Consider the following 23,909-nt stretch of genomic DNA (forward strand, 5'->3'; position numbering starts at 1 on the left):
GGGACGGGAAATCAGCATGCGCACCATGATGCCGACCGGTCGGTATGCCGTCCAGTGGTCACGCCCAACGTGATCGGGGCCACGATAGGACGACGGCTCCCCGGGGAGTACCCGGGGAGCCGTCGCAAGGCGGTTCCCGGCCGCTCGGGCCGTCGTCCCGCGGTGGGGTCAGTGGTCGTCCCAGTGTCCGTCGTGCTCGGCGTGCCGGTGCCCGTCGTGCAGGTAGTCCACGTGGTCGCCGTGCCGCACGCGCGCGTGCCCGCAGTCCTCGCCGTGCCGGTGCTCGTGTCCGTCGTGCTCCACGTGCCCGCCAGGCTCGCACTCGTCCCAGTGGCCGCCGTGCGCCCGGTGCAGATGCCCGTCGTGGACGTAGTCGACGTGGTCGCCGTGCCGCACCTCGGCGTGCCCGCAGTCCGGGCCGTGCGTGTGGGTGTGGGCGGAGTGCTCGGGATGGAGGGTGGTCATGCTGCTCACCTTCGAAGCCGCAGGGGTGGTGACGTCGCACAGGGTGCCACGCGAACTCCGCATATCGGGTCATCCGGCTTGCGTGGCGTCCGGGTACCCCGGAGGGTCGGACCCATGAAGGCGATCAGCTACTCCCGCTACGGCGGCCCCGAGACGCTCACGTACGGGGACGTCCGCGAGCCCAAGATCGGACCCGACTCGGTGCTGGTGAAGGTCCGTGCGGCGGCCGTGAACCCCGTCGACTGGAAGGCCCGTGAGGGCTATCTGGACCCGATGCTCGACGCGGTCTTCCCGGTGATCCCCGGCTGGGACGTCTCGGGGGTCGTCGTGCAGCTCGGAGTGTCCGTCGCGGAGTACGCGGTCGGCGACGAGGTGATCGGCTACGTCCGCGAGGACTTCCTCTCCCGCGGCACCTTCGCCGAGTACGTCGGCGCTCCGGTGCGCACCCTCGCCCGCAAGCCGCGCAACCTCACCTGGGAGGAGGCCGCGGGCCTGCCGCTGACCGGGCTCACCGCCTACCAGGTGCTGTACCGGGCCCTCCAGGTGAAGCGGGGCGAGACGGTCCTCGTCCACGCGGCCGCCGGCGGTGTCGGCTCCGTCGCCGTGCAGCTCGCCCGCCATCTGGGCGCCCGGGTGATCGGCACGGCGAGCGAGGCCAACCACGACTTCGTGCGCTCGCTGGGCGGCGAGCCCGTGACGTACGGCCAGGGACTGGCCGAGCGGGTGCGCGGGCTGGCCCCCGAGGGCGTGGACGCGGCCTTCGACACGGTCGGCGGCGACACGCTGCGGGTCTCGGCCGATCTGCTGTCCCCCGAGGGACGCCTGGCCTCGATCGCCGACGGGGACGTCGTCGGGTACGGCGGCCGGTACTGCTGGGTCCGGCCCGACACCGAGGACCTCACCCGGTTGTCGGAACTGGCCGAACAGGGCGTGGTCTCCGTGCACGTCTCCGACACGTTCCCGCTGGAGCGCGCCGCGGACGCCTACCGGCTCAACGAACAGGGCCGCACCCGGGGCAAGATCGTGGTGACGGTGGACTGGGCCGACGAGGCCGAGGACACCGCCGAGGGCGCGCAGCGGTGAGAGCGGCGGGGCGGCCGACGGGGTTCTAGAGCACCACCAGCGCCGCGGCGCACACCGCCGTCGCCACCGCGCACAGGGCGGCCGCCGTGGCGTGCCGCGGGGTGAGGGCGGCGGGGCTCGCCGTGGCGGAGAGGGCGTGGATCCGGCGGTGCGCGAGCAGCAGGAAGGCCAGCCACAGGCCGCAGCACAGCGCGCAGGCGAGCACCCCGGACACCGACACCCCGCCGTGCAGCGCCGCCTTCACGGCGAGCACGGCGGCCACCGTGCTCGCCAGCGTCGTACGCCGCCAGGCGAGCCGGGTCCGCTCGGGCTGCAGGCCGGGGTCACGCACCGGCCGGACCCCGGCGCTCACCCCTCCCACCCCACCAGCACCACCAGGGCCATCGCCAGGGCCACCACCGCGATCAGCACGCCCAGCAGGGCGGGGAAGCGGGACGCGGGCAGGTCCTCGCCCCGGCGCATCGCCCGCTCGCAGCGCATCCAGTGGTTGACCGCGCGCAGGGAGCACAGCACGCCGGCGGCCAGCAGCGCGAGCGCCAGCCCCACCCGCCAGCCCCAGCGCAGATCCGGCAGGAACTGATCCACCGCGAAGCCCCCGCCGATCAGCGCGAGCGCGGTGCGCAGCCAGGCCAGGAACGTGCGCTCGTTCGCCAGCGAGAACCGGTAGTCGGGTGTGCGCCCTTCCTCCCGGACCTGCTCGGGAGCGAACCACAACCGGACGTTGCGTACGAACTCGATCACCCGCAGGACCCTACCCGCCGCCGTCGGTCCGCCCGGCCCGGTGCCCGCCGCGGCCGTTCCCGCCCCGCTCAGCCGGTCGCCCGGTGCGCCCTCAGCCGCTCGTGGGCCGCCAGCCCGTCCGGCACCCACTCCCACTCGGACAGCCGCTGTGCGATCTCCTCCTCGGGGAGGAACCGGTGCCAGGCCACCTCCTCCACCTGAGGGTGGACCGGCAGCTCGCAGCGGACCTCGTAGACGGCAGACCACCAGCTCCCGCCGGGACCCGCGTCGTACAGGAACTTGAAGAGGAACTCCGGGCGGGGCAGGCCGCTGACGCCCAGTTCCTCCTCGGCCTCGCGCAGCGCGGCGTCGTCGTACGACTCGCCCGCGCCCACCACCCCGCCGACGAACATGTCGTACAGCGAGGGGAAGACCAGCTTGGTCGGGGTGCGGCGGTGGACGAAGACCCGGCCCTCGGCGTCCCTGGCCCGGACGAAGACGCAGCGATGCCGCAGGCCCTCGCCGTACACCCGCCCGCGAGGTGCCTGTCCGATCACCCGGTCGTTCTCGTCGACGATGTCGAGGATCTCGTCTGCAGCGCTCATGGGCCCATCCAAGCAGGCCCGCCGCCGGCGCCGGGCGGCTACTGGGGCTGCAGGTCCGGGACCCGTTCCCGGGGCGCCGTGCCGCGCGGCATCGCCGGGTGCAGCCCGAGCAGCACGATGCCCACCACGATGGCCGCGAGCCCCGCCGCCTCCCAGGCCAGCGCGCCGGTGTCGGTGTGCAGTCGGTCGCCGAGGAAGCCGACCCCGCAGATGATCCCGGCGAGCGGCTGCGCCGCGGTCAGGGCGGGCAGCGACATCCGCAGGGGCGCCGTCTCGAACGCGCTCTGGACCAGCACGAGGCCCGTCACGCCGAGGGCGAGCACCGCGTACGGCTGCCAGCCGGCCAGCAGCTCACCGAGGCCGCCCGCGGAGAACCGCTGCCCGCTGACCCTGGTCAGCGCGTCCTGGACGCCGTACAGCAGACCGGCCGCGAGGGACAGCAGGACCGGGCCGGAGCTCAGCCGGGAGCGTTTGGCGTAGGTGGTCAGCAGCAGGGCCACGCCGACCATCACCCCGATGATCAGCCAGTGCCGCAGCGGATCCGTGACCGCGGTGCCGCCGCGCGGCTCGCCCGCCACGATGAAGGTGGTCACCCCGCCGGCGAGCAGGAGCAGGCCCGCCCAGCCCTGACGGCCGAGCGGCTGTTTCGTCTGGTGCCGGGAGAGCGCGAGGGCGAACAGCAGGTTGGTCGCGAGCAGCGGTTCCACCAGGGAGAGCTCGCCCTGGCCGAGGGCGACGGCGCCGAGCGCCATGCCCACCACCATGAGACCGATGCCGCCCAGCCAGCGCGGCACCTTCATCAGGTCGAGCAGCAGGCGCGGGGAGAGGAAGTCGCCGAGCGGCGCCCGCTGGGCCGCGTTCTGCTGGAGCACGAAGCCGAAGCCCAGGCAGCAGGCGGCGCTCACGGCGAGAACCAGAACCAGAACCGACACGCTGCCTACCTCGATCATCCGGTCGGACCACGGACGGGATGCGTAGTGGCCGACTGTAGCGTTCCAGCGCCCTCGGCGCCTCGAGTACCCGGAACCGGGCGGTCGCCCCGGCCGCGGCGTCCGGGAACGGGGCCGGGAACGAGGTGCGGCCCTATGGCCATGGTGTGGGCTCCGGCCGGGCCGCGCCATGGCGTACGCCACACCAGGACGTCGGGACACCCGGCGGCAGGGGGTCCCACCAGCGGCACTCCGCCCCCTGATTCCCTCCGGCGGCGCGGGGCCGGCCCGCGTCACGCGCTCCCGGCCCTTGACGGTGACTGTTGCCTAGGGATTGGCTGTGCGTGATCGGCCGATCGCAGGCCGATGTCAGAGCCGCCGCCGAGGGAGATGAGGAAGTCCCGCGGTGCCCTTACCCCCGCCCCCTCCCGGCCGTGAGCACGAGCGCGTCCCCCAGGCCCTCGACCCGGCCCTGGACGACGTCGAACTCGGCCTCGCCCGCGCCGCGCTGGCGCAGGGCCGCCGGCAGCCCGCCCGCGCCCTGCTGGCCCGCACCGGCGCCGACTGGGACCGCCGCGCCCACCGGACCGCGGTCCTCGCCCTCGAGCCCTACGCGGCCGCCTGGGCGCACGAGTGGCTGCTCGCCGAACCCGGCAGCGCCGACGCCGCCGTCCTGCTCGCCCTCGCCCAGGTCCGACGGACCCTGCGCGGCAAGGAGGACGCCGCTCCCGCCCGGGCCGCCTGCCGCTCGGCGGCCGCGCTCGCGCCCGCCGACCCCACCCCCTGGCTCGGTCTGCTCCAGCTGGAGCGGGACGGCGGACCCGAGGCCGTGCGGATCTTCGAGGAGGTCAGGTCCCGCCACCGCGACCACCATCACGCCCACCACCTCATGGTCGCCCGGCTCGCCGAGCGCCGGGCGGACGGCGGCCCGGACCCGCTGCACGAGGTGTACGACTTCGCCGCCTGGGCCGCCGAACAGGCGCCCGCCGACTCCCCGCTGGCGATCCTCCCGGTCGTCGCGCACGCCGAGCGCTACCGCGTCCTGGCCGCCCGCGGCTTCGCGCCCGCCGACCCCGCCGCCTCGGGGCACTGGCGGGACGACCGGGCCCGGGGCGCGATGAAGGCCGCCTTCGACTGGTGGCTGGAGTGGGAGCGCGATGATCACCCCCGCCACCTGATCGACCTGAACTTCCTCGCCCACGCCAAGGTCCTGGAGGGGCGGGGCGCCGAGGCCGCCGCCCTCTTCCACCGCATCGGCCGGCACGCCACCTCCGAGCCCTGGTCCTACCCGGACCGCGACCCCCACCGGGCCTTCCACGCGGCCCGTGCGGCCGCGCTCGGTCTGAGAGCAGGGTGAGAAGTGATGACGGAAGTCTGACGGCCGCCCGCCGTCCCTGGCCCCGGCGGGCCCCCGGGTGCTCGAATGGAAGGGTGAACCCCGAACCATCCGAGCCGGCCGAGACACCCGAGGCAGCCGGCCCGGACGCGGCGCCCGCGGAACGAGGCGCACCCGTCGGCCGGCGGGTCTTCCTCGGCACGCTCGCCCTCGGCGCCCTGGGGGTCGTCGCGGCGCCCCCGCTCCAGCGCGGCATGGAGGCCTTCCTCGGCGGCGCCGCCGACAAGGACCCCACCGGCCTGACCGGGCTGCTCCCCAACGGGGGCGGCTTCCGCTACTACTCGGTGACGTCCTCGGTCCCGCACAAGAGCGCCACGGACTACCGCCTCACCGTGGACGGCCTGGTCGACCGGCCCGCCCGTTACACGCTGGCCGATCTGAAGGCGCTGCCGCAGACCCGGCTGGTCAAGGACGTCCAGTGCGTCACCGGCTGGCGGGTGCCGGGCACGCCCTTCGAGGGCGTCCGGCTGTCCGCCCTGCTCGACGCGGCGGGCGTGCGGGAGGGGGCCGGCGCGGTCCGCTTCACCTGCTTCGACGGCGCCTACACCGAGAGCCTCACCCTCGCTCAGGCCCGCCGCTCCGACGTCCTGGTCGCGCTGCGCATGCAGGACAAGGACCTCGGCCACGACCACGGCGGTCCCGTCCGCCTCTACGTGGCGCCCATGTACTTCTACAAGTCCGCCAAGTGGCTCTCCGGCATCACCGTCACCGAGAAGGTGAGGCCGGGCTACTGGGAGGAGCGAGGCTACGACGTCGACGCCTGGGTCGGCCGGTCGAACGGACGGGACGATGAGCCTACGAGCTGAGGCGCCGCCGGCGACCACGGAGATCCCCCGTTTCACCCGCGCCGAACGGTGGGTGCACCGCACCACGGCCCTGCTGATGGGCGTGTGCGTGGTGACGGCGGGCGCCCTGTACATCCCCGAGTTCGCCCAGCTCGTCGGCCGCCGCGAGCTGGTGGTCCGCGTCCACGAGTGGGCCGGCCTGGCCCTGCCCGTCCCGGTCCTGGCCGGCCTCGCCTCCCGCGCGTTCCGCGCCGACCTGCGCCACCTGAACCGCTTCGGCCCGCACGACCGCCGCTGGCTGCGCGCCGCCCTGCGCCGGGACAAGCGCCGGGAGTCGCGTCCGGCGGCCAAGTTCAACGCCGGACAGAAGATCTACGCGGCCTGGATCGCCGGGGCGACCCTCGTGATGCTCGGCACCGGCCTGCTCATGTGGTTCACCCATCTCACCCCGATCATGTGGCGCACCAGCGCGACCTTCGTCCACGACTGGCTCGCCCTCACGATCGGCGTCGTCCTGGCCGGCCACATCGGCATGGCTCTGGGCGATCCGGAGGCCCGCCGCGGGATGCGCACGGGCTCGGTGAGCCGGGAATGGGCCCGCCGGGAACACCGCCTGTGGCGCCCCTAGCCGGCCTCACCCCGGTCCCACCGTCCGGTCGCCTCGTCCACCGGCGGTGGGCCGCCCCCCCCCGTGACGTCCCCCGTGCTCCCGCCGCCGTGCCTATATGACCAGTGAGAGGAGCAGGACCAGGCCGCCCGCGACCACGGAGATGATGGTCTCCATGACCGACCAGGTCTTGATGTTCTGGCCGACGGTGAGCCCGAAGTACTCCTTCACCAGCCAGAACCCCGCGTCGTTGACATGGCTGAAGAACAGCGAGCCGGCGCCGATGGCCAGCACCAGCAGGGCGGTGTGCGTGGTCGACATGTCGGCCGCGAGCGGCGCGACCAGGCCGGCCGCGGAGATCGTCGCCACGGTCGCCGAACCGGTCGCGAGCCGGATGGTCACCGCGATCAGCCAGGCCAGCAGCAGCGCCGGGATCGACCAGTCCTTCGAGATGTCCAGGACCATCTGACCCACGCCGCAGTCGATCAGCGTCTGCTTGAAGCCGCCGCCCGCGCCGACGATCAGCAGGATGCCCGCGATCGGCGCGAGCCCCTTCTCCACCAGTCCGGAGATCCGGTCCTTGGCGAACCCGGCGGGCCTCAGCAGGGTGAAGATGCCGACGAGCACGGCGGTGAGCAGCGCGATCAGCGGGGATCCGACGACGTCGAAGACGCGCTGCACGGTGTGCTCGGGGTCGTCCACCACGATGTCGACCAGCGCCTTGGACAGCATGAGGAAGACGGGCAGCAGGATGGTCGCCAGCGTGGCGCCGAAGCCGGGCCGCTTCTCCAGGTCCTCGGAGGGCCGCTGCGGGATCATGCGGTCGGGGGCCTGCACGTCGACCCAGCGGGCGGCGACCCGTGAGAACAGCGGACCCGCGACGACGACCGTCGGGACGGCGATGAGCACGCCCAGCGCCAGGGTGACGCCCAGATTGGCGCCGACCGCGTCGATCGCGACCAGCGGACCGGGGTGCGGCGGGACGAGACCGTGCATCACCGACAGACCGGCCAGCGCCGGGATGCCGATCCGCATGAGCGAGTAGTTGCCCCGCTTGGCGACCATCAGCACGACGGGGATCAGCAGCACCACGCCGACCTCGAAGAACAGCGGCAGACCGATGACGGAGGCGATCAGCACCATCGCCCACGGCATCGAGCGGCCGCCCGCCTTGGCGAGGATCGTGTCCACGATCTGGTCGGCGCCGCCGGAGTCCGCGAGCATCTTGCCGAGGATCGCGCCGAGCGCGATCAGCACGCCCACCCCCGCGACGGTGGCGCCGAGTCCGGTGGTGAACGAGGCGATGACCTTGTCGAGCGGCGCCCCGGCGAAGGCGCCCAGCGCGAGCGAGCCGATGGTCAGGGCCAGGAAGGCGTGGAGCTTGAACCGGGTGATGAGCAGGACGATCACAGCGATGCCCGCCAGAACGGCGATGCCCAGCTGCGCGTGGCCGGCCGAGGTGATCGGCTCGACGGTGTCCGCTGCCAGCATCTCGACACTGAGTCTGGTCACGGGTGATTCCCTTGCAGGTATGGGAGGGGGAAGGAAACGCGGGGTGGTCAGGCAGGCTGAGGAAGCGCGTCGAGCGCGCTCACGGCCCGCCCGGTGATGTCCTCCGGGCTGCCGGAGACGTCGACGGCGACGCCCGCCTCGTCCGCCTGGAGGGGCTGGAGCGTGGCGAACTGCGAGTCGAGCAGCGCGGTCGGCATGAAGTGGCCCTGCCGGTGCGCCATGCGGTCCTCGATCAGCGCGCGGTCGCCCGCGAGGTGCAGGAAGACGACGCCGGGGGCCGCGGCCCGCAGCCGGTCGCGGTACGACCGCTTCAGCGCCGAGCAGCTGACGACTCCGCCGAGCCCGGCCCGCGCGTCCGCCCAGCCGCCGATGGCGTCGAGCCACGGCCGGCGGTCGTCGTCGTCGAGCGGGGTGCCGGCCGACATCTTGTCGATGTTGGCCTGCGGGTGGAAGTCGTCGCCCTCGGCGTACGGAACGCCCAGCCGGGCCGCGAGCAAGGGACCGATGGTGGTCTTGCCCGTGCCGGCGACGCCCATCACCACGACGACGTGGGGGGTACGCATCTCTGCCTCGCTGTCTGCCTCGACATCCGGCGCCGACGGGCGCCGACGACACTGAAACCGATTAGGTACGACGAATTCAAGTGTCTGTGACAAATAAGTCTGACTTTTTGGCTCCGTGATCTACCCCGTACTCTGAGTGCATGACCACTCCGGGCCGGGGTCTGCACGGCCAAGTACTGGACGCGCTGGGCCCCGCCATCACCGCGGGGGAGTACCCGCCGGGCAGTGTTCTGCGCACCGACGAACTGGCCCAGCGCTTCGACGTCTCCCGTTCGGTCATGCGCGAGGCGGTCCGCGTCCTGGAGTCCATGCATCTGGTCGAGTCCCGCCGCCGCGTGGGCGTGACGGTCCGCCCCCGGTCCGCGTGGAACGTCTACGACCCGCAGGTCATCCGCTGGCGGCTGGCCGGCGCCGACCGCCCGCACCAGCTGCGCTCGCTCACCGTCCTGCGCTCGGCGATCGAGCCGGTCGCGGCGGGCCTGGCGGCGAAGCACGCCACGGCGGAACAGTGCGCCGAACTCACGGAGTGCGCGCTCGGCATGGTGGCCAACTCACGCGGCCACCGGCTGGAGGGGTACCTCCTCCACGACGTCGCCTTCCACCGGGTGATCCTCGCGGCCTCGGGCAACGAGATGTTCGCCCGCCTCGGCGACGTCGTCGCGGAGGTCCTGGCGGGCCGCACCCATCACGAGGTCATGTTCGAGGACCCCGACCCGGCCGCCGTCACCCTGCACGTGCAGCTCGCGGAGGCGGTCCGCGAGGGCGACGCGGCCCGCGCGGAAGAGCTGACCCGGGAGATCACGGTCGGCGCCCTCCAGGAACTGGACATCCTGGCGCCCTAGCGGCGCGCTACGCGGAGCCCTCCGGGAACTCCCCGTCCACGTACACCCACGCCCCGGCCACCCGCTCGAACCGGCTCCGCTCGTGCAGCGCGCCGCCCCGGTAGGAGGCCCGGAACTCCACGGTCCCGGTCGTGTGGAAGGCGCTGCCGTCGGCCGTCCCGAGGATCTCCAGGCCCGTCCACCGCATCCCCGGATCGAGCTCCAGCCGCTCCGGCCGCGTCCGCGGATGCCACGTCCGCAGCAGATACCCCGCGTCACCCCGCACGAAGGCGCTGTACCGCGACCGCATGAGCGCCTCGGCCCCGGGCGCGGCCTCGGCCCCGCAGTGATAGCGCCCGCAGCAGTCCTCGTAGACGGCGGGCAGCCCGCAGGGGCAGCCGGCGGGGGCGGTCGCGGAGCTGCGGACGGCGGCGGAGCCGCGCTGTCGCGGGCGGGCGGTGCGTCGGGCCATGGCCCCATTGTGCCCGCCCCCCCGAAGGGCGCCGGGAACCGCGTCACGGCCCCGCACCGGCCCGCAGGCGCCGCGCCGGTCCACCACCGGCCGGCTCGTCACGCGGGCACGGCGGAGCGCCTACGCCGACTCCGCGCCCCGGTCCACCGAGGGGACCGGCAGCGGCGGCAGCGCCGTGTCGTGCACCCACGCCTCGAACAGGTCGTCCAGCGGCTCCGGCGCGAACCGTGCCGTGTGCGCGACGAGCGACGACGTCGTCACCGATCCGCCCCGGTGCAGCCCGAGCCAGGCCCGCAGCATCCGGAAGAACGCGTCGTCGCCCAGCGCGCAGCGCAGCGCGTGCACGGTGAGCCCGCCGCGCTCGTAGAGCCGGTCGTCGAACATCGACTTGCGGCCGGGGTCGGCGAGGCGCAGGTCCTGCGGCAGCGAGGACAGCGACCGGTGCGCGATCGCGGCGAGCTGCTGCGCGCTGCGTCCGCCCGACCGCTCCGACCACAGCCACTCCGCGTACTTCGCGAACCCCTCGTTCAGCCAGATGTGCCGCCAGTCGGCGATGGACACACTGTTGCCGAACCACTGGTGCGCCAGCTCGTGCGCCACCAGCCGCTCCGAACCCCGCGCGCCGTCCACGTGGTTGGCGCCGAACAGCGACAACCCCTGGGCCTCGACGGGGACATCGAGCTCCTCCTCGGTCACCACGACCGCGTACTCGTCGAACGGGTAGGGCCCGAAGAGCTGTTGGAAGAGGTGCATCATGCCGGGCTGCCGCGCGAAGTCCCGCGAGAACTCCGCCAGCAGCTCCGCCGGGATGTGCCCGTGCTGGGGGATGCCCCCGAGCCCCGGGTCGCCCAGCAGGACGGTCTGGTACTTCCCGATCGACAGACCGACCAGGTAGCTCGACGTCGGCGCGGCCTGCTCGTACACCCAGGTGGTCGTCGAGGCCTTCGTGGTCCGCGTCAGCAGCCGGCCGCCCGCCACCACGGCGTACGCCGACGGCGTCGTCACCGATATCAGGTACGACGCCTTGTCCGCGGGCCGGTCGTTGCACGGGTACCAGGAGGGCGCCCCGACCGGCTGGCTCGCCACCAGCGCCCCGTCGTCCAGCTCCTCGAAGCCGATGCCGCCCCAGGGACTGTTCACCGGCTTGGGGTTGCCCGACCAGTGCACCTCGACGGTGAAGGCGGCCCCGGCGCGCAACGGCTTGGCCGGCCGGACGCGCAGCCGGCCGCCGCGGTGGGTGTAGTGCGTGGGCCGGCCGTCCACCCGGACCCGGCCGATCTTGAAGTCGGCCAGGTTCAGCTGGAACTCCGGCAGCGCCGAGCGTCCCGCGATGGCGTTGATCCGCGCCGCGCCCGACAGCCGGTTCGGGCCGGGCCGGTAGTCCAGCGTGAGCTCGTAGCGGTGCACCCGGTAACGGGAATCACCGTTCGCCGGGAAATACGGATCCGGCCCGACCGCCTGCTGAACTGCCACGTCCCCGTCCGCTCCCTGACCTGTGCTCGAACCACCCGCCGCCGGTGCACCGCCCACCGACTCCGAGTAGCCCCTTCTCAGGGACGCCATGCCTCGATCGGGTTGCCGAGCCAGCGGGTGTCGTCCGGGACGGACTCCGCGGCCATGACGAGCGACGCGGGACCCAGGGTCGTCCGGGCCCCGATCGTGCTGCCGGGCAGCACGATCCCGCCAGGGCCCAGCGTGGCACCCTCACGGAGGACCACAGTATCCGTCCGCAAGATCCGGTCGTGGAAGAGGTGAGTCTGCAGGACGCACCCGCGGTTGACCGTCGCCCCGTCCCCGAGCGTCACCAGATCCGACTCGGGCAGCCAGTAGCTCTCCACCCACACGCCCTTGCCGATCCGGGCGCCGAGCCCGCGCAGCCAGGCCGTCAGCACCGGCGTGCCCGGCACCGCGCCCGCCAGCCACGGCACCGCCACGACCTCCACGAACGTGTCCGCCAGCTCGTTGCGCCACACGAAGCCGGACCACAGCGGATGCTCACCGCCGCGATGGCGCCCGACGAGCAGCCACTTGGCGGCGATCGAGACGACGGCCGCCGCACCGCCCGCCCCGAGCAGCACGAACCCGGCCAGCAGCGGCGCCCGGACGCCCAGCGCGCACAGCGCGGCCACCGTCAGCACGGCCAGCCCCGCCGAGCAGAACACCGGCACGATCCGGCACAGCTCCACCAGGGCACGCGCCCACAGCAGCCGCGCGGGCGGCTCGTACGTCCGGCTCTGGTCGCCGCCGGCCGTGTTCCGCGGCAGCTTCACCGGCGGAAGCCCGAGGTAGGAGCTGCCCTTCTTCGCCTTCTTCGGCGTCGCTGACAGCACACCCACCAGGCCGCCGTCCGGCACGCTCCGCCCCGGCGCGGTCATCCCCGAGTTGCCGAGAAACGCCCGCCGTCCGATCTCCGCCCGCCCGATCCGCATCCAGCCGCCGCCCAGCTCGTAGGGCGCGGTCAGCGTGTCGTCGGCGAGGAACGCGCCCTCGCCGACCGTGGTCAGGCTGGGCAGCGCGAGGACGGTCGACACCTCGGCGCCCTTGCCGATCCGCATCCCGAGCAGCCGCAGCCACACCGGCGTGATCAGCCCCGCGTACAGCGGGAAGAGGGTCTCGCGCGAGCGGTCCATGAGCTGGGTGACGGTCCACGCCTGCCAGCCGATCCTGCTGTGCGTGGGATGCGTGCCCTCGCGCAGGCCGACGCTCAGCAGCCGTACGGCGACCAGCAGCAGCGCGGCGTACGCCAGACCGAAGGCCAGCGTGGCCGGGACCAGGGCGAGCGCGGCGCCCCGCAGGGCCTCGCCGAGCCCGCCGCCCGGGGGCACGAAACGGCTCGCCACGAGCAGGGCCGCCCCGGCCGCCAGCACCGGCAGGGCGGTCAGCGCGGAGCCGGAGAGGCCGTACAGCACACGCCAGGACGCGCCGCGCGCCGGCCGCTCCTTGGGCCAGTTGTGCTTGGCCTTGCCCAGTTTGGCCGCGGGCGCGCCCGCCCACCGCTGACCGGTGGGAATCTGACCGGTGACCGCCGACCCCGGCGCGACCTCGGCCCGCTTGCCGACCCGGGCGCCGGGGAAGAGCATGCTGCGCGTGCCGACGACGGCGTGCGCGCCCACCTTGACCGTCCCGAGCTCCAGCCGGTCCCCGTCCAGCCACCAGCCGGACAGGTCCACCTCCGACTCCACGGCCGCACCCCGGCCCAGCTTCAGCATGCCGGTCACCGGCGGGAGCGAGTGCAGGTCCACCTCCGGCCCGACCTTGGCCCCGAGGGCTCGCGCGTAGCGCTCCAGCCAGGCCCCGGTCAGCGAGGTCGCCCCGCTGAACTCGGCCAGCCGCTCCGCCGTCCACAGCCGCAGATGGACGCCGCCACCGCGCGCGTGGCGTCCCGGCCGCACACCGCGCAGCAGCAGCCGCGCCCCGCCCGCGGCGATCGCGAGCCGTCCGGGCGGGCTGAACAGCAGCAGGGCGGCCGAGCCGACCAGCCACCAGGGGGCGGTCGGCAGCCAGGCGTAGCCGGGCAGCAGGTTGCCGAGCGCGGCCAGTGGCACCGTCCAGCGCAGCCCCAGCAGGGTGAACAGCGGGACGAGCAGCAGCGTCTGGACCACTCCGGCGCGCGCGGGCACCGGGGCGACGACGCGGGTCGCCCCGTCGTCCTGCGCCGATCTCTCCAGATGCCGGGCCAGCTTGCGCAGGGTGGGCTGCTGGTAGATGTCGAGGACGGCGGCGCTGGGGTAGCGGGTGCGCAGCCGTGTCGTCAGCTGGGCGGCGGCGAGGCTGCTGCCGCCGATCGCGAAGAAGTCGTCGCGGGCGCCGCCCACGGGGACGCCGAGGACCTCGGTCCACTGCTCGGCCAGCCAGGCCTCGGTGCCGTACAGCTGCTCGGCCGGGCCGCCCGGCTCCACGCCCGCCAGGGGCCAGGGCAGGGCGTTGCGGTCGACCTTGCCCGAGGTGCGGGTCGGCAGGTCGTCCACCGGCGCGAGCAGCGGCACCAGGGCGGCGGGCAGCTCGGCGCGCAGCCGCCGCACGGCCGCCGCCCGGTCCCAGCCGTCCTGCGTCACGACGTACCCGACCAGCAGCTGGTTGCCGCCGCGGGCGGTCCGTACGGCGGCGGCGGCCCCCGCGACACCCGGCAGCGCCTGGAGCGCCGCGTCCACCTCGCCCAGCTCGATCCGCCGTCCGCCGAGCTTGATCTGCTCGTCGGCCCGCCCGAGGAAGACGAGCCCCTCGGCGTCGGCGCGCACGAGGTCGCCGCTGCGGTACGCCCGCTCCCAGCCCAGCGACTTCAGCGGCGCGTACTTCTCCGCGTCCTTCTCGGCGTCGAGATACCGCGCGAGCCCGACCCCGCCGATCACCAGCTGGCCGCTGCCGCCCAGCGGCACGGGCTCCCCGGCCTCGTCCACGACGGCCAGCTCCCAGCCCCTGAGCGGCAGCCCGATCCGGATCGGCTCCGCGCCGGACATCAGGGAGGCGCAGGCGACGACGGTGGCCTCGGTCGGTCCGTACGTGTTCCAGACCTCCCGCCCCTCCGTCACCAGCCGCTGCACCAGCTCCGGCGGGCAGGCCTCACCGCCGAAGATCAGCAGCCGTACGTCGTTGAGGGTCTCCGGCTCCCACAGCGCGGCCAGCGTGGGCACCGTGGAGACGACCGTGATCTCCTGCTCGACCAGCCAGGGCCCCAGGTCGGCGCCGCTGCGGACCTGGGAGCGGGGCACGGGCACCAGACAGGCCCCGTAGCGCCAGGCCAGCCACATCTCCTCGCAGGAGGCGTCGAAGGCCACGGAGAGTCCGGCCATGACCCGGTCGCCCGGCCCGATCGGCTCCTCGGTGAGGAACAGGGCGGCCTCGGCGTCCACGAAGGCGGCGGCGCTGCGGTGACTGACGGCGACGCCCTTGGGCTTGCCGGTGGAGCCGGACGTGAAGATGATCCAGGCGTCGTGCTCCGTGCCCGGTCGCCCGGCGGCCGAGGCGGGGGTGCCGTGGACGGTGATCTCGTGCCGGGCGCCGAGGACGGCCCGCACCTGCGCCTCCCCGAAGACCAGCTCGGCCCGCTCGTCCGGGTCCTCCGCGTCCACCGGCACGTAGGCCGCGCCGACGGCGAGGACGGCGAGGATCGCCACGTAGAGGTCGTTGGTGCCGGACGGGACGCGGACCCCGACCCGGTCGCCGAGCCCGACCCCGGCGGCGGCGAGCCCGCGCCGGAGGTTCTCCACCTCGACGGCGAGGGCGCGGTAGGTCAGGGGCGTGCTGCCGTCGTCCAGGGCGAGTTCGTCCGGGAACGACCGCACGGACGCGTCGAAGACGTCGACGAGGGTGCGGGGAGAGGCGGCGGGGCCGCCGGAGAAGCGGGCGGTGTCGCCGAGCTGTGCGCGGATTTCTTCGTCGAGCAGGCCGAGAGCGCTGCTCTCGTCGATGGCTGCCATCGGTCCTCGCGTCTCGATCCCGGAAGCCTCCGGGGCGCCGGCGGGCCCGCAGGTCTGCCTGGGGTTGTCCGTCCAGCTCCGTAACAAGCCGGAAATTTTAGTACGACGCTAGGTTCGCCGTGGGGGCCCGGCCACTCGGGGAGGCCGTCCAGGGGGCCGAGGAAGATCAACAGCACCGCTCTGACCTGGAGGCTTCGCGCGGCGGCGAGACTTGCCCCACATCGGAGGGAAGGACGCCTTCGCCGACCTGATGTCCCGGTTTGCGGTGCGCGCGCCCGGAGACGGCTCGCGCTCCCGGCCGGGGCGTTCCGGCGCGGCGGGAGGACGGGTGGCCCGACCCGCGCCCCGGAGTCCTCCCCGTGGCTCCGGCAGTCGTATGGTCTGTGGTGATTTATGGTGAATCAAGGAGCATGCCCCTACCGGAGGTCATGATGCGCGCCGCGGCAGCGATCGGCTCTCTGTCCGTCGGCCTGGCGCTCATCGTCGCGACGTCGGCCTGCGACCAGGGCGGGTCGCAGGCGCCGAACGTCCACTACGGCGACTGCCCGGTCTCGGGACACTACGGGGAGTTCCACATCTCGCCCGAGACGGCGGGCGCCCTCACCGTCAAGACGACCCTGCCCGCGCCCGGCTGGTGGAACGGCGCCACGCCGGACTCCATCAAGAGCGGCTACGAGTACTGCATGGCCGCCAACATCGCCTACCGGTCGGGGCTCGACCGGGTGAAGGTCGAGAACGCCCCCTTCCCGGAGGTCGTGTCCGGCCGGACCAAGGACTTCGACCTGGCCCTCGCACAGATCACGATCACCCCGGAACGGAGCAAGGTCGCCGATTTCTCCCCGCCCTACCTCTCCTCGACCCTGGGCGTGCTGATCAGGGACGACGAGAAGATCGGCGAAGCGGACATCCGTGACGTGCGCATCGGGGTGGCCGAGGGCACCACGGGCGAGGAGTTCGTCGAGAAGCGCCTCGAACCGGCCAAGCCCGTCACCGCCTACCCCAACGACCCGGAGATGGTGACGGCGCTGGAGCAGGGACGGATCGACGCGGTCGTCCACGACACGACGATCCTGCTGGCCTACCCCCAGAAGCGCGAGGGCAAGGTGCGGCTCGTGGGCCAGTACAGGACCGACCAGGGGTACGGCGCCCTGTATCCGAAGGGGTCGCCCGACGAGGACGAGCTGGACCGGATCATCAGGCAGCTGATCGACGACGGAACACTCACCAAGCTCTCGGCCGTCTATCTCGGGGCCGCTTTCGGCCAGGACCCGGCCAAGATCCCGTACTTCACGGTCGGCGGCGGCTCCTGAACGCACCGGGCGCGCGCCGGCCCCCCGTCGGCGGACCGGCTCCCGTGCCGCTTCACAGCTCCGCCGCCAGCAGATCGCTCAGATCTCCGGCGGCTCCGGCGCCGAGCGCCTGCTCGGCCCAGATGATCTTGCCTCGGTCGGTGTACCGGGTCCCCCAGCGGCGGGACATCTGCGCGACGAGGAACAGCCCCCGGCCCCCCTCGTCGGTGAAGGCCGCGCGGCGCAGGTGCGGAGAGGTGCTGGTGCCGTCGGCGACCTCGCAGATCAGACTGTCGCGGTCGCGCAGCAGCCGCAGACTGATGGGGCTCGCTCCGTACCGGATGGCGTTCGTGACGAGTTCGCTCAGGATCAGCTCGGTCGTGAAGGCGTTCTCGCCGAGCCCCCAGGATTCCAGCTTGCGGGTGGCCTCGGCGCGGATCCGGGAGACGGCCGCGGGATCGTCGGGCACCTCCCATTCCCCGACCTGCTCCGGGTCGAGCAGCCGGGTGCGCGCGACGAGCAGGGCGACGTCGTCGCTCGACCTGGTGCGCAGCATCGCGTCGAGCACCGCGCGGCAGGTGTCGTCCGGGGTGGTGCCGTCCGTACGGGAGAGCGCCTGCCGCAGCATGCCGAGCCCGGTGTCGATGTCACGGCCGCGGGACTCGACCAGGCCGTCCGTGTAGAGGACCAGCCGGCTGTCGGCCGGGAGCCGGAGCACGGCCGTCTCGACCGGCAGACCTCCTCCCACGCCGAGCGGCGGGGCGACGGGGATGTCGGGGAAGGTCACGGAGCCGTCGGGAGAGACCAGCGCCGGACCGGGATGGCCCGCCCGGGCGAGAACACACCGCCCGGAGACCGGATCGTAGACCGCGTACAGGCAGGTGGCCCCGGTGACGGCCTCGGTGTTGCCCTCGGCCGCCGCGTCCTGGTCGATCCGCGCGATCAGATCGTCCAGGTGCGCGAGAAGCTCGTCCGGCGGCAGGTCGAGGGCGGCGAAGTTGTGCACCGCGGTCCTCAGCCGGCCCATCGTCGCGGCGGCGTGCAGACCGTGTCCGACGACGTCGCCGACCACCAGTGCCACCCGGGCCCCCGGCAGCGGGATGACGTCGTACCAGTCGCCGCCCACGCCCGCCTGGGCGGGCAGGTACCGGTGCCCGACCTCCAGCGCGGACAGCTCGGGGAGCGTGCCGGGCAGCAGGCTGCGCTGGAGGGTGACGGCCGTGGTGTGCTCGCGGGTGTAGCGCCGCGCGTTGTCGATGCACACGGCCGCCCGGGCGGCGAGCTCCTCGGCGGGGGACAGGTCGTCCGGCTCGAAGGGGTCCTGCTCCGAACGCCAGAACTCCACGACGCCCAGCAATTGGCCGCGGGCCTGGAGCGGTACCGAGATCATGGAGCGGATGCCGAATTCGATGACCCTCCGGGCCCGCTCCGGGTTCTGGACGCGCCATCCGTCGGCCAGCGAGAGGTCTGCCACCAGGATCGGCCGGCCGGTGGTCATGCCGGTGGCCACGGGGTTGCCGGGCGCGTAGTGCATGCGCCTCCCGACGGGGTACAGCGGCACGTCGTCCCGGATGCCCGCGGCCGCGACGCGGCGCATCTCCCCGCTCGCCCCCGTCGGTTCGCCTCCTCCCAGCACGGGCTCCAGCAACTCGACGGTGGCGAAGTCGGCGAAGCGCGGGACCGCCACCTCGGTCAGTTCCTCGGCGGTGCGCTCCATGTCGAGGGTGGTGCCGATCCGTGTGCTGGCCTCGTAGAGCAGTTGCAGACGCCCGCCCGCCACGTCCGCCCGGCCCGCGAGGGCGCGCAGCTCCGTGGTGTCGCGCAGGGTGGCCACGCAGCCCCCCTGCGAGCCCACCTGCCGCAGGCTGACCGCGAGCAGGATGTCCCCGGCCAGGAAGACCTTGTCCGTGGCGGCCCGGCCCGAGGCCAGCAGCCCGGCCAGCGCCGGGCTCAGCCCGAGTCCGGTGACCGGCGTGCCCTCGGCCTCCGGCGGCAGGGCGAGCAGCCGGCGCGCCTCGTCGTTGACGAGCAGCAGCCGTCCGTCGCCGTCCAGGATGAGCACGCCTTCGCGGACCGCGTGCAGCACCGCGTCGTGGTGCTCGTACATGCGGGTCATCTCCACCGGCCCCAAGCCCCGGGTCTGGCGCCGCAGCCGCCCGCTGACCAGGGCCGAACCGCCCGCGGCCAGCAGCAGCGCGACACCGCCGGCGGCGAAGATCACCGGCAGCTGGTGCTGTACGACACTGGTCACCTTGTCCACCGTGACTCCCACGGTGACGAGACCGACCGCGGTCCCCTTCTCGTCGAAGACGGCCACCGTCGAGTCGACCGCCTTCCCCAGGCTGCTGTCGAACGTGGTCTGGTGGGGCTCGCCCTCGAGCGCCTGGCCGTACGAGGTGGAGACGTGCTTCCCGATCTGGTCCGGGTCCGGGTGGGTCCACCGGAAGCCGTACGGGCTCAGCGCCACGACGTAGTCGACGCCGGTCCTCTTGCGCACCGCCTCGGCATGCGGCTGGAGCGCCGCCGTCGGGTCGTCGCTCTGCATCGCCTCGGCGGTGCCCGGGGCGTTCGCGAACGACTCGGCCGCCACCAGCGACCGGTCGCCGGCTTCCTGGATCGCGCGGTTGCGGTCCTGGAGCACCAGCACCACCACGGCCGTGGCGATGAGCAGCAGGACGACCACCAGTTGCAGCAGGAAGACCTGACCGGCGACGCTGCGCGGTTTCCGCAACGACAGCAGACGTCGGCCGGCCGCGTGGTGACGGGCCTTCGGGCCGGCCTTCTGCGGCCCGCCCTCCGGTGGCACGCGGTCGGTCCGTCGGCTCGCTGGGGCCTGTTGCCCTAGTTTGCCCATTTCCCCAGTATCAGTGACCGGCCCGGCGGGCGCGGCCCAGGACGGGCCCGGACCTGCACGGTCGGACTTGCGCGATCGGATCTGCGCGGTCGGGCCCGCGCGGTCGGGTCGGCGCGGTCGGGTCGGCGTCGCGGCAGCCGGGGAGCCGTCCCCGCCGGGACCCGGCTGCGGCACTCGAAGGCCCCGGGAACGACGAAGTGCCGGTGAGTCTTCCGACTCACCGGCACTCGGTGAACGTGTCGAAGGCGATCTCGCGAAGGCCCCGACCCGGTTCTTCTGTGTCCGAGGGGGGACTTGAACCCCCACGCCCGATAAAGGGCACTAGCACCTCAAGCTAGCGCGTCTGCCATTCCGCCACCCGGACAAGGTGTATGTCGTGCGGGGTTTCCCCCGCGGCGACGTCGTAAACATTACCAGGCTTTCCGGGGTGCCCGATCACGGGCGGTCGCCCCGCCGGATGCCGCATCCCGCGTGAACGGCGTGTGACGGGCCGGGACCGGCCTTGGGCCGGGAGCGGGGGAGAGGGAGGATGAGGGGGACCCACCAGCAGTGACAGCGGGAGGAACCAGCGTGAGCGCGACCGACGGCACGGCCAGGAGCGTCACCGGCGAGGACGAGGTCGTGGACCTCTGCCGCGAGCTGATCCGGATCGACACCAGCAACTACGGCGACCACTCGGGTCCGGGTGAACGCAAGGCGGCCGAGTGGGTCGCCGAGAAGCTCGCCGAAGTGGGGCTCGAACCGAAGATCTTCGAGTCGCACCCGGGCCGCGCCTCCACGGTGGCCCGCATCGAGGGCGAGGACTCGTCGAGGCCCGCGCTGCTCATCCACGGTCACCTCGACGTCGTGCCGGCCAACGCGGTCGACTGGACCCACCACCCCTTCTCCGGCGAGGTCGCCGACGGATGTGTGTGGGGCCGGGGCGCGGTCGACATGAAGGACATGGACGCGATGACGCTGGCGGTCGTCCGCGACCGGCTGCGTTCCGGGCGCAGGCCGCCCCGCGACATCGTGCTCGCGTTCCTCGCCGACGAGGAGGCGGGCGGCACCTACGGCGCCCGGCACCTCGTCGACAACCACCCCGACCTGTTCGACGGCGTCACCGAGGCGATCAGCGAGGTGGGCGGGTTCTCGTTCACCGTGAGCGAGGAGCGGCGGCTCTACCTCGTCCAGACGGCCGAGAAGGGCATGCACTGGATGAAGCTGACCGTGGCCGGGACCGCCGGACACGGCTCGATGATCCACCGGGACAACGCCATCACCGAGCTCTCCGAGGCGGTCGCCCGGCTCGGCCGGCACACCTTCCCGGTACGGGTCACCAAGACGACCCGCGCCTTCCTCGACGAGCTCGGCGACGCGCTCGGCACCCCGCTGGACCCGGAGGACATGCAGACGACCCTGGCCCGGCTGGGCGGGATCGCCAAGCTGATCGGCGCGACCCTGAGCAACACGGCCAACCCGACCCAGCTGGGCGCCGGCTACAAGGTCAACGTCATCCCGGGCGAGGCCACCGCACACGTCGACGGGCGCTTCCTGCCCGGGCACGAGGACGAGTTCCTCGCCGACCTGGACCGGATCCTCGGCCCGAAGGTGCGCCGCGAGGACGTGCACTCCGACAAGGCGCTGGAGACCTCCTTCGACGGGCCGCTGGTCGAGGCGATGCAGTCCGCGCTGCTCGCCGAGGACCCGACCGCCAAGGCCATCCCCTACATGCTGTCCGGCGGCACCGACGCCAAGTCCTTCGACGACCTCGGCATCCGCGGCTTCGGCTTCGCCCCGCTCAAGCTGCCGCCGGAGCTGGACTTCGCCGGGATGTTCCACGGCGTCGACGAGCGGGTCCCGGTGGACGGGCTCCGGTTCGGGGTGCGCGTGCTCGACCGGTTCATCGACGCGTCCTGAATCGTCCCGGTGGAACGCGATTTCCTCGGGCGGAGAACGGGCGAAGAAAATCGGCCGCCTGTACGGGCGCGACTGGGAAGAGTGAATGCGCCGATAAGCGCGTAGCCTCATTAATTCCCCCTCGTTACTGGTGATGCGATCCGCTGCTTGGGATCGCATTGCCAACAAGGAGGAATAATGATCAAGAAGGTCGTCGCTGCTGCGGCTGCCACTGGTGGGCTGGTTCTCGCGGGCGCGGGTCTGGCTGTTGCCGATGCGGGTGCCCAGGGTGCTGCCGTGCACTCCCCGGGTGTCGCCTCCGGCAACGTGATCCAGGTGCCCGTGCACGTCCCGGTGAACGTCTGCGGCAACACGATCTCGGTGATCGGGCTGCTGAACCCCGCCTTCGGCAACACCTGCATCAACAAGTGACGTCGACCCGCTGAGGGGTCGTCCGTCCGTACCGTCGGCCCCGGAGCGCGCGCCATGCGCTCCGGGGCCGACCGGTCTTTCTCCGAAGGAAAAGCCGAAGAAGTCGAAGATCCCGAAATGAATCGAACAGCTGCCATGATGCCAGCGAATTCGGGACGAATGACGAGATCGAAAGCAGGGATTCAGCAATGCGACAGGTCACCCGCAAAAGCCTTATGACCGTGGCGGCGGCGACGGGGGTGATCGCCGCCGCGGGCGGCTACGCCCATGCCGACTCCGGCGCGAACGGCGCCGCCACGGACTCGCCCGGCGTCCTGTCGGGCAACTCGGTGCAGGCACCGGTCAACGTTCCGGTGAACGTCTGCGGCAACACCGTCGACGTCGTCGGGGCGCTCAACCCGACCTTCGGCAACTCCTGCGCCAACAAGGGCGGCGGCGCGCGGTCGGGCGGCTACGGCGACCAGCGCGGCGGCGGTTCCGGCCACCACGGCGGTGGCTACGGCGACCACCAGGGCAGCGGTGGCGGCCGGGGCGGAAGCCACGGTGGAGGCCACGGCGGGAACCACGGCGGCGGCCATGGCGGCTCCGGCGCGCACGGCGGCTCCGGGGGCGCGCACGCGGGCGGGCACACCGGCGGATCGCCCGGTGTCGGCTCCGGCAACCACGTCCAGGCACCGATCGACGTGCCGGTCAACGTGTGCGGCAACAGCATCGACGTCGTCGGGATCCTCAACCCGTCCTTCGGCAACGACTGCGCCAACGACAGCGGCAACGGCGTCCGCACGCCTCCCTCCCGCGGCCACGAGACGCCGGGCAAGCCCTCCGAGCACGTCCCCGGCAAGCCCGGCGGCCACTCCAGCCCGTCCCGCCCCGGGGGTGTGCCGTCCACCTCGAACCACGTGACCCCGGTCGGCGCCTCAGCCGTCCACCGTCCCGCCGCGCAGCTCGCGCACACCGGCAGCGAGCTGCCGATGGGCCTGGTCCTGCCGGCCGGCGCGGGCGCGCTGCTCGCGGGCGCGGTGCTCTACCGCAAGGCGCGCGCCTCCGCGTGAGCCCCGGGTGAGCCCACGACGGAGCGGGCCCCGCCTCGGCGGGGCCCGCTCCGTTTCTGTCGTCTCACCTCACCACGTGGCCCGCACCTGGCGGATGATCCGCCGGCGCAGCCGCACCCGGCGGCTGCCGTCGCGCAGCAGGCTCAGGCGGTCCAACTCCCAGTGTCCGTACTCGGCATGGTCGGTCAGCAGTCGGGTCGCGTCCTTGCGGGAGACCCCGCGCGGTACGTAGACGTCGACAAATTCGTATTCCGGCATCGCATCTATTGTGCGGTCTGGGGTCCGGTACGGATAGCGTCTGCACTATGTCTGATGCTGCGCAGCCCACCGCTGCCGAGGTACGCGCCGCCGCCGAGGCGGTCAAGACCGCGCTCGACCGCCACCTGGCCGCGGTCGAACGCAGGACGGGGGAGGACGACCCGGCTGTCTACGAGGCGTTCAACGAGCTGGCCGCGGCCGCCGAGGTCTACGACGAACTGCTCTACGACCGGTACGACGAGGTCACGCCCTTCGAGATCCCCGGCGCCGAGGACTCCCTGCCGCCGTACGCGGGTCCCGAGGAGCCGAACGCCCTGAGCGTGCTGATCCGCCGCGACTACGCCGTCGCGGAGCCGCCGCGGCTGCTGGCGCAGGCCCAGCGGATCGAGGCGGCGGACGACGAGGGAGCGGGCGGGGCCGTCTCGGACACGGTGCACGGGGCGCTGGGCATCCTCTTCGGCGAGTTCGAGCCGGACGAGATCGCCTCCCGGCACAAGGAGTTCGGCCTGGAGGAGGGCGACTCCACGCTGTGGGTGCTGGCTGCCGACGAACAGGCCGAGCCGGGCGAGTGGCTGGAGGCGCCGTTCGAGCAGGCCGATCCCGGCCGGGTGATCTGCCGCTTCGACGTGAGCTCGGTCTTCGACGACCTCGACGACGGTGACGACGCCGACGACGAGGACCTCGTGGACGACATCGAGGACGAGGAACTGGAGCCGCTCGACGCGGACCGCTGAGCGCACCGCCGACCGCCGGCCGCCACCGGTGGGCGGC

22 protein-coding genes and 1 tRNA gene are annotated in these 23,909 nt (G+C 73.2%); 10 read left to right on the forward strand and 13 right to left on the reverse strand.

Annotated features, from left to right (window positions below):
- Positions 1-168: 168 nt before the first annotated feature.
- Positions 169-465, reverse strand: a complete 297-nt coding sequence (locus tag J2X68_RS27520) for a hypothetical protein (RefSeq protein WP_310435261.1) — start codon at positions 463-465, stop codon at positions 169-171.
- 114 nt (positions 466-579) lie between these two features.
- Between J2X68_RS27520 and J2X68_RS27525 the strand changes: the two genes are divergently transcribed.
- Positions 580-1,548, forward strand: coding sequence for an NADP-dependent oxidoreductase (locus J2X68_RS27525; protein ID WP_310435262.1), 969 nt, complete (start codon positions 580-582; stop codon positions 1,546-1,548).
- 25 nt (positions 1,549-1,573) lie between these two features.
- Here the strand turns inward: J2X68_RS27525 and J2X68_RS27530 are convergent, their stop codons facing one another.
- From J2X68_RS27530 to J2X68_RS27545, 4 genes are all read right to left on the reverse strand, one after another.
- On the reverse strand, positions 1,574-1,900 hold the full coding sequence (locus J2X68_RS27530; RefSeq protein ID WP_310435263.1) for a DUF202 domain-containing protein: 327 nt from the start codon (positions 1,898-1,900) through the stop codon (positions 1,574-1,576).
- On the reverse strand, positions 1,897-2,289 hold the full coding sequence (locus tag J2X68_RS27535; RefSeq protein ID WP_310435264.1) for a DUF202 domain-containing protein: 393 nt from the start codon (positions 2,287-2,289) through the stop codon (positions 1,897-1,899). Before J2X68_RS27535 ends, J2X68_RS27530 begins: the two co-directional genes overlap by 4 nt.
- 68 nt (positions 2,290-2,357) lie before the next feature.
- Positions 2,358-2,873 carry an NUDIX domain-containing protein gene (locus tag J2X68_RS27540; RefSeq protein WP_310435265.1) on the reverse strand — a complete coding sequence of 172 codons (516 nt, stop codon included), beginning with the start codon at positions 2,871-2,873 and terminating at the stop codon, positions 2,358-2,360.
- Between the two features lie 38 nt (positions 2,874-2,911).
- A complete protein-coding gene (locus J2X68_RS27545) occupies positions 2,912-3,805 on the reverse strand; it encodes a DMT family transporter (RefSeq protein WP_310435266.1) in 894 nt (297 codons plus the stop codon).
- Positions 3,806-4,208: 403 nt separating this feature from the next.
- Here J2X68_RS27545 and J2X68_RS27550 point away from each other — a divergent pair, with 403 nt between their 5' ends.
- The 3 genes from J2X68_RS27550 to J2X68_RS27560 all read left to right on the forward strand — a co-directional run bounded on the left by J2X68_RS27550 (position 4,209) and on the right by J2X68_RS27560 (position 6,611).
- Positions 4,209-5,159 (forward strand): hypothetical protein, encoded by a 951-nt coding sequence (locus J2X68_RS27550; protein WP_310435267.1) that lies wholly within the window; start codon positions 4,209-4,211, stop codon positions 5,157-5,159.
- 74 nt (positions 5,160-5,233) lie between these two features.
- Entirely contained in the window at positions 5,234-6,004 is a 771-nt protein-coding gene (locus J2X68_RS27555; RefSeq protein WP_310435268.1) for a molybdopterin-dependent oxidoreductase, read from the forward strand.
- Positions 5,988-6,611 carry a cytochrome b/b6 domain-containing protein gene (locus J2X68_RS27560; protein WP_310435269.1) on the forward strand — a complete coding sequence of 208 codons (624 nt, stop codon included), beginning with the start codon at positions 5,988-5,990 and terminating at the stop codon, positions 6,609-6,611. The genes J2X68_RS27555 and J2X68_RS27560 overlap by 17 nt, the downstream gene beginning before the upstream one ends.
- A 93-nt stretch (positions 6,612-6,704) precedes the next feature.
- Here the strand turns inward: J2X68_RS27560 and J2X68_RS27565 are convergent, their stop codons facing one another.
- Positions 6,705-8,102 (reverse strand): gluconate:H+ symporter, encoded by a 1,398-nt coding sequence (locus J2X68_RS27565; protein WP_310435270.1) that lies wholly within the window; start codon positions 8,100-8,102, stop codon positions 6,705-6,707.
- A 47-nt stretch (positions 8,103-8,149) separates the two neighbouring features.
- Positions 8,150-8,665: a gluconokinase gene (locus tag J2X68_RS27570; protein ID WP_310435271.1), complete on the reverse strand. Its 516-nt coding sequence runs from the start codon at positions 8,663-8,665 to the stop codon at positions 8,150-8,152.
- 140 nt (positions 8,666-8,805) lie between these two features.
- Here J2X68_RS27570 and J2X68_RS27575 point away from each other — a divergent pair, with 140 nt between their 5' ends.
- Entirely contained in the window at positions 8,806-9,507 is a 702-nt protein-coding gene (locus tag J2X68_RS27575) for a FadR/GntR family transcriptional regulator (RefSeq protein WP_310435272.1), read from the forward strand.
- Positions 9,508-9,514: 7 nt separating this feature from the next.
- Here the strand turns inward: J2X68_RS27575 and J2X68_RS27580 are convergent, their stop codons facing one another.
- The 3 genes from J2X68_RS27580 to J2X68_RS27590 all read right to left on the reverse strand — a co-directional run bounded on the left by J2X68_RS27580 (position 9,515) and on the right by J2X68_RS27590 (position 15,375).
- On the reverse strand, positions 9,515-9,958 hold the full coding sequence (locus J2X68_RS27580; protein ID WP_310435273.1) for a YchJ family metal-binding protein: 444 nt from the start codon (positions 9,956-9,958) through the stop codon (positions 9,515-9,517).
- 120 nt (positions 9,959-10,078) lie between these two features.
- On the reverse strand, positions 10,079-11,431 hold the full coding sequence (locus J2X68_RS27585) for a M1 family metallopeptidase (protein ID WP_310435274.1): 1,353 nt from the start codon (positions 11,429-11,431) through the stop codon (positions 10,079-10,081).
- A gap of 77 nt (positions 11,432-11,508) precedes the next feature.
- A complete protein-coding gene (locus J2X68_RS27590) occupies positions 11,509-15,375 on the reverse strand; it encodes a Pls/PosA family non-ribosomal peptide synthetase (RefSeq protein ID WP_310435275.1) in 3,867 nt (1,288 codons plus the stop codon).
- 410 nt (positions 15,376-15,785) lie between these two features.
- On the opposite strand from J2X68_RS27590, the gene J2X68_RS27595 reads away from it, so the two are divergent.
- Entirely contained in the window at positions 15,786-16,685 is a 900-nt protein-coding gene (locus J2X68_RS27595; protein ID WP_310435276.1) for an ABC transporter substrate-binding protein, read from the forward strand.
- Between the two features lie 52 nt (positions 16,686-16,737).
- On the opposite strand, the gene J2X68_RS27600 is transcribed toward J2X68_RS27595, so the two are convergent.
- Both J2X68_RS27600 and J2X68_RS27605 read right to left on the reverse strand, forming a co-directional pair.
- The gene (locus tag J2X68_RS27600) at positions 16,738-19,518 is read right to left on the reverse strand and encodes a SpoIIE family protein phosphatase (protein WP_310435277.1); all 2,781 of its coding nucleotides are present in this window, start codon (positions 19,516-19,518) and stop codon (positions 16,738-16,740) included.
- A 279-nt stretch (positions 19,519-19,797) separates the two neighbouring features.
- Positions 19,798-19,882, reverse strand: a tRNA-Leu gene (locus J2X68_RS27605).
- A 206-nt stretch (positions 19,883-20,088) separates the two neighbouring features.
- Here J2X68_RS27605 and J2X68_RS27610 point away from each other — a divergent pair.
- From J2X68_RS27610 to J2X68_RS27620, 3 genes are all read left to right on the forward strand, one after another.
- Complete coding sequence (locus J2X68_RS27610) at positions 20,089-21,417, forward strand: M20/M25/M40 family metallo-hydrolase (RefSeq protein ID WP_310435278.1); 1,329 nt, start codon at positions 20,089-20,091, stop codon at positions 21,415-21,417.
- A gap of 177 nt (positions 21,418-21,594) precedes the next feature.
- Positions 21,595-21,828 (forward strand): chaplin ChpH, encoded by a 234-nt coding sequence (gene chpH / locus J2X68_RS27615; protein WP_028806602.1) that lies wholly within the window; start codon positions 21,595-21,597, stop codon positions 21,826-21,828.
- A gap of 188 nt (positions 21,829-22,016) precedes the next feature.
- Positions 22,017-22,880, forward strand: a complete 864-nt coding sequence (locus J2X68_RS27620) for a chaplin (protein WP_310435279.1) — start codon at positions 22,017-22,019, stop codon at positions 22,878-22,880.
- Positions 22,881-22,949: 69 nt separating this feature from the next.
- On the opposite strand, the gene J2X68_RS27625 is transcribed toward J2X68_RS27620, so the two are convergent.
- Entirely contained in the window at positions 22,950-23,138 is a 189-nt protein-coding gene (locus J2X68_RS27625; RefSeq protein WP_005485166.1) for a DUF5703 family protein, read from the reverse strand.
- Between the two features lie 47 nt (positions 23,139-23,185).
- Here J2X68_RS27625 and J2X68_RS27630 point away from each other — a divergent pair, with 47 nt between their 5' ends.
- Positions 23,186-23,872: a hypothetical protein gene (locus tag J2X68_RS27630; protein WP_310435280.1), complete on the forward strand. Its 687-nt coding sequence runs from the start codon at positions 23,186-23,188 to the stop codon at positions 23,870-23,872.
- The last annotated feature ends 37 nt before the right edge of the window (positions 23,873-23,909 follow it).

Origin of the sequence: Streptomyces sp. 3330 (assembly GCF_031456635.1) — a bacterium.
GTDB lineage: Bacteria > Actinomycetota > Actinomycetes > Streptomycetales > Streptomycetaceae > Streptomyces.

Coding starts and splice junctions, on each gene's coding strand:
- J2X68_RS27520 (WP_310435261.1), bottom strand. CDS start 465: ATGACCACCCTCCATCCCGAGCACTCCGCCCACACCCACACGCACGGC.
- J2X68_RS27525 (WP_310435262.1), top strand. CDS start 580: ATGAAGGCGATCAGCTACTCCCGCTACGGCGGCCCCGAGACGCTCACG.
- J2X68_RS27540 (WP_310435265.1), bottom strand. CDS start 2,873: ATGAGCGCTGCAGACGAGATCCTCGACATCGTCGACGAGAACGACCGG.
- J2X68_RS27560 (WP_310435269.1), top strand. CDS start 5,988: ATGAGCCTACGAGCTGAGGCGCCGCCGGCGACCACGGAGATCCCCCGT.
- J2X68_RS27570 (WP_310435271.1), bottom strand. CDS start 8,665: ATGCGTACCCCCCACGTCGTCGTGGTGATGGGCGTCGCCGGCACGGGC.
- J2X68_RS27575 (WP_310435272.1), top strand. CDS start 8,806: ATGACCACTCCGGGCCGGGGTCTGCACGGCCAAGTACTGGACGCGCTG.
- J2X68_RS27580 (WP_310435273.1), bottom strand. CDS start 9,958: ATGGCCCGACGCACCGCCCGCCCGCGACAGCGCGGCTCCGCCGCCGTC.
- J2X68_RS27590 (WP_310435275.1), bottom strand. CDS start 15,375: ATGGCAGCCATCGACGAGAGCAGCGCTCTCGGCCTGCTCGACGAAGAA.
- J2X68_RS27595 (WP_310435276.1), top strand. CDS start 15,786: ATGCCCCTACCGGAGGTCATGATGCGCGCCGCGGCAGCGATCGGCTCT.
- J2X68_RS27600 (WP_310435277.1), bottom strand. CDS start 19,518: ATGGGCAAACTAGGGCAACAGGCCCCAGCGAGCCGACGGACCGACCGC.
- chpH (WP_028806602.1), top strand. CDS start 21,595: ATGATCAAGAAGGTCGTCGCTGCTGCGGCTGCCACTGGTGGGCTGGTT.
- J2X68_RS27620 (WP_310435279.1), top strand. CDS start 22,017: ATGCGACAGGTCACCCGCAAAAGCCTTATGACCGTGGCGGCGGCGACG.
- J2X68_RS27625 (WP_005485166.1), bottom strand. CDS start 23,138: ATGCCGGAATACGAATTTGTCGACGTCTACGTACCGCGCGGGGTCTCC.
- J2X68_RS27630 (WP_310435280.1), top strand. CDS start 23,186: ATGTCTGATGCTGCGCAGCCCACCGCTGCCGAGGTACGCGCCGCCGCC.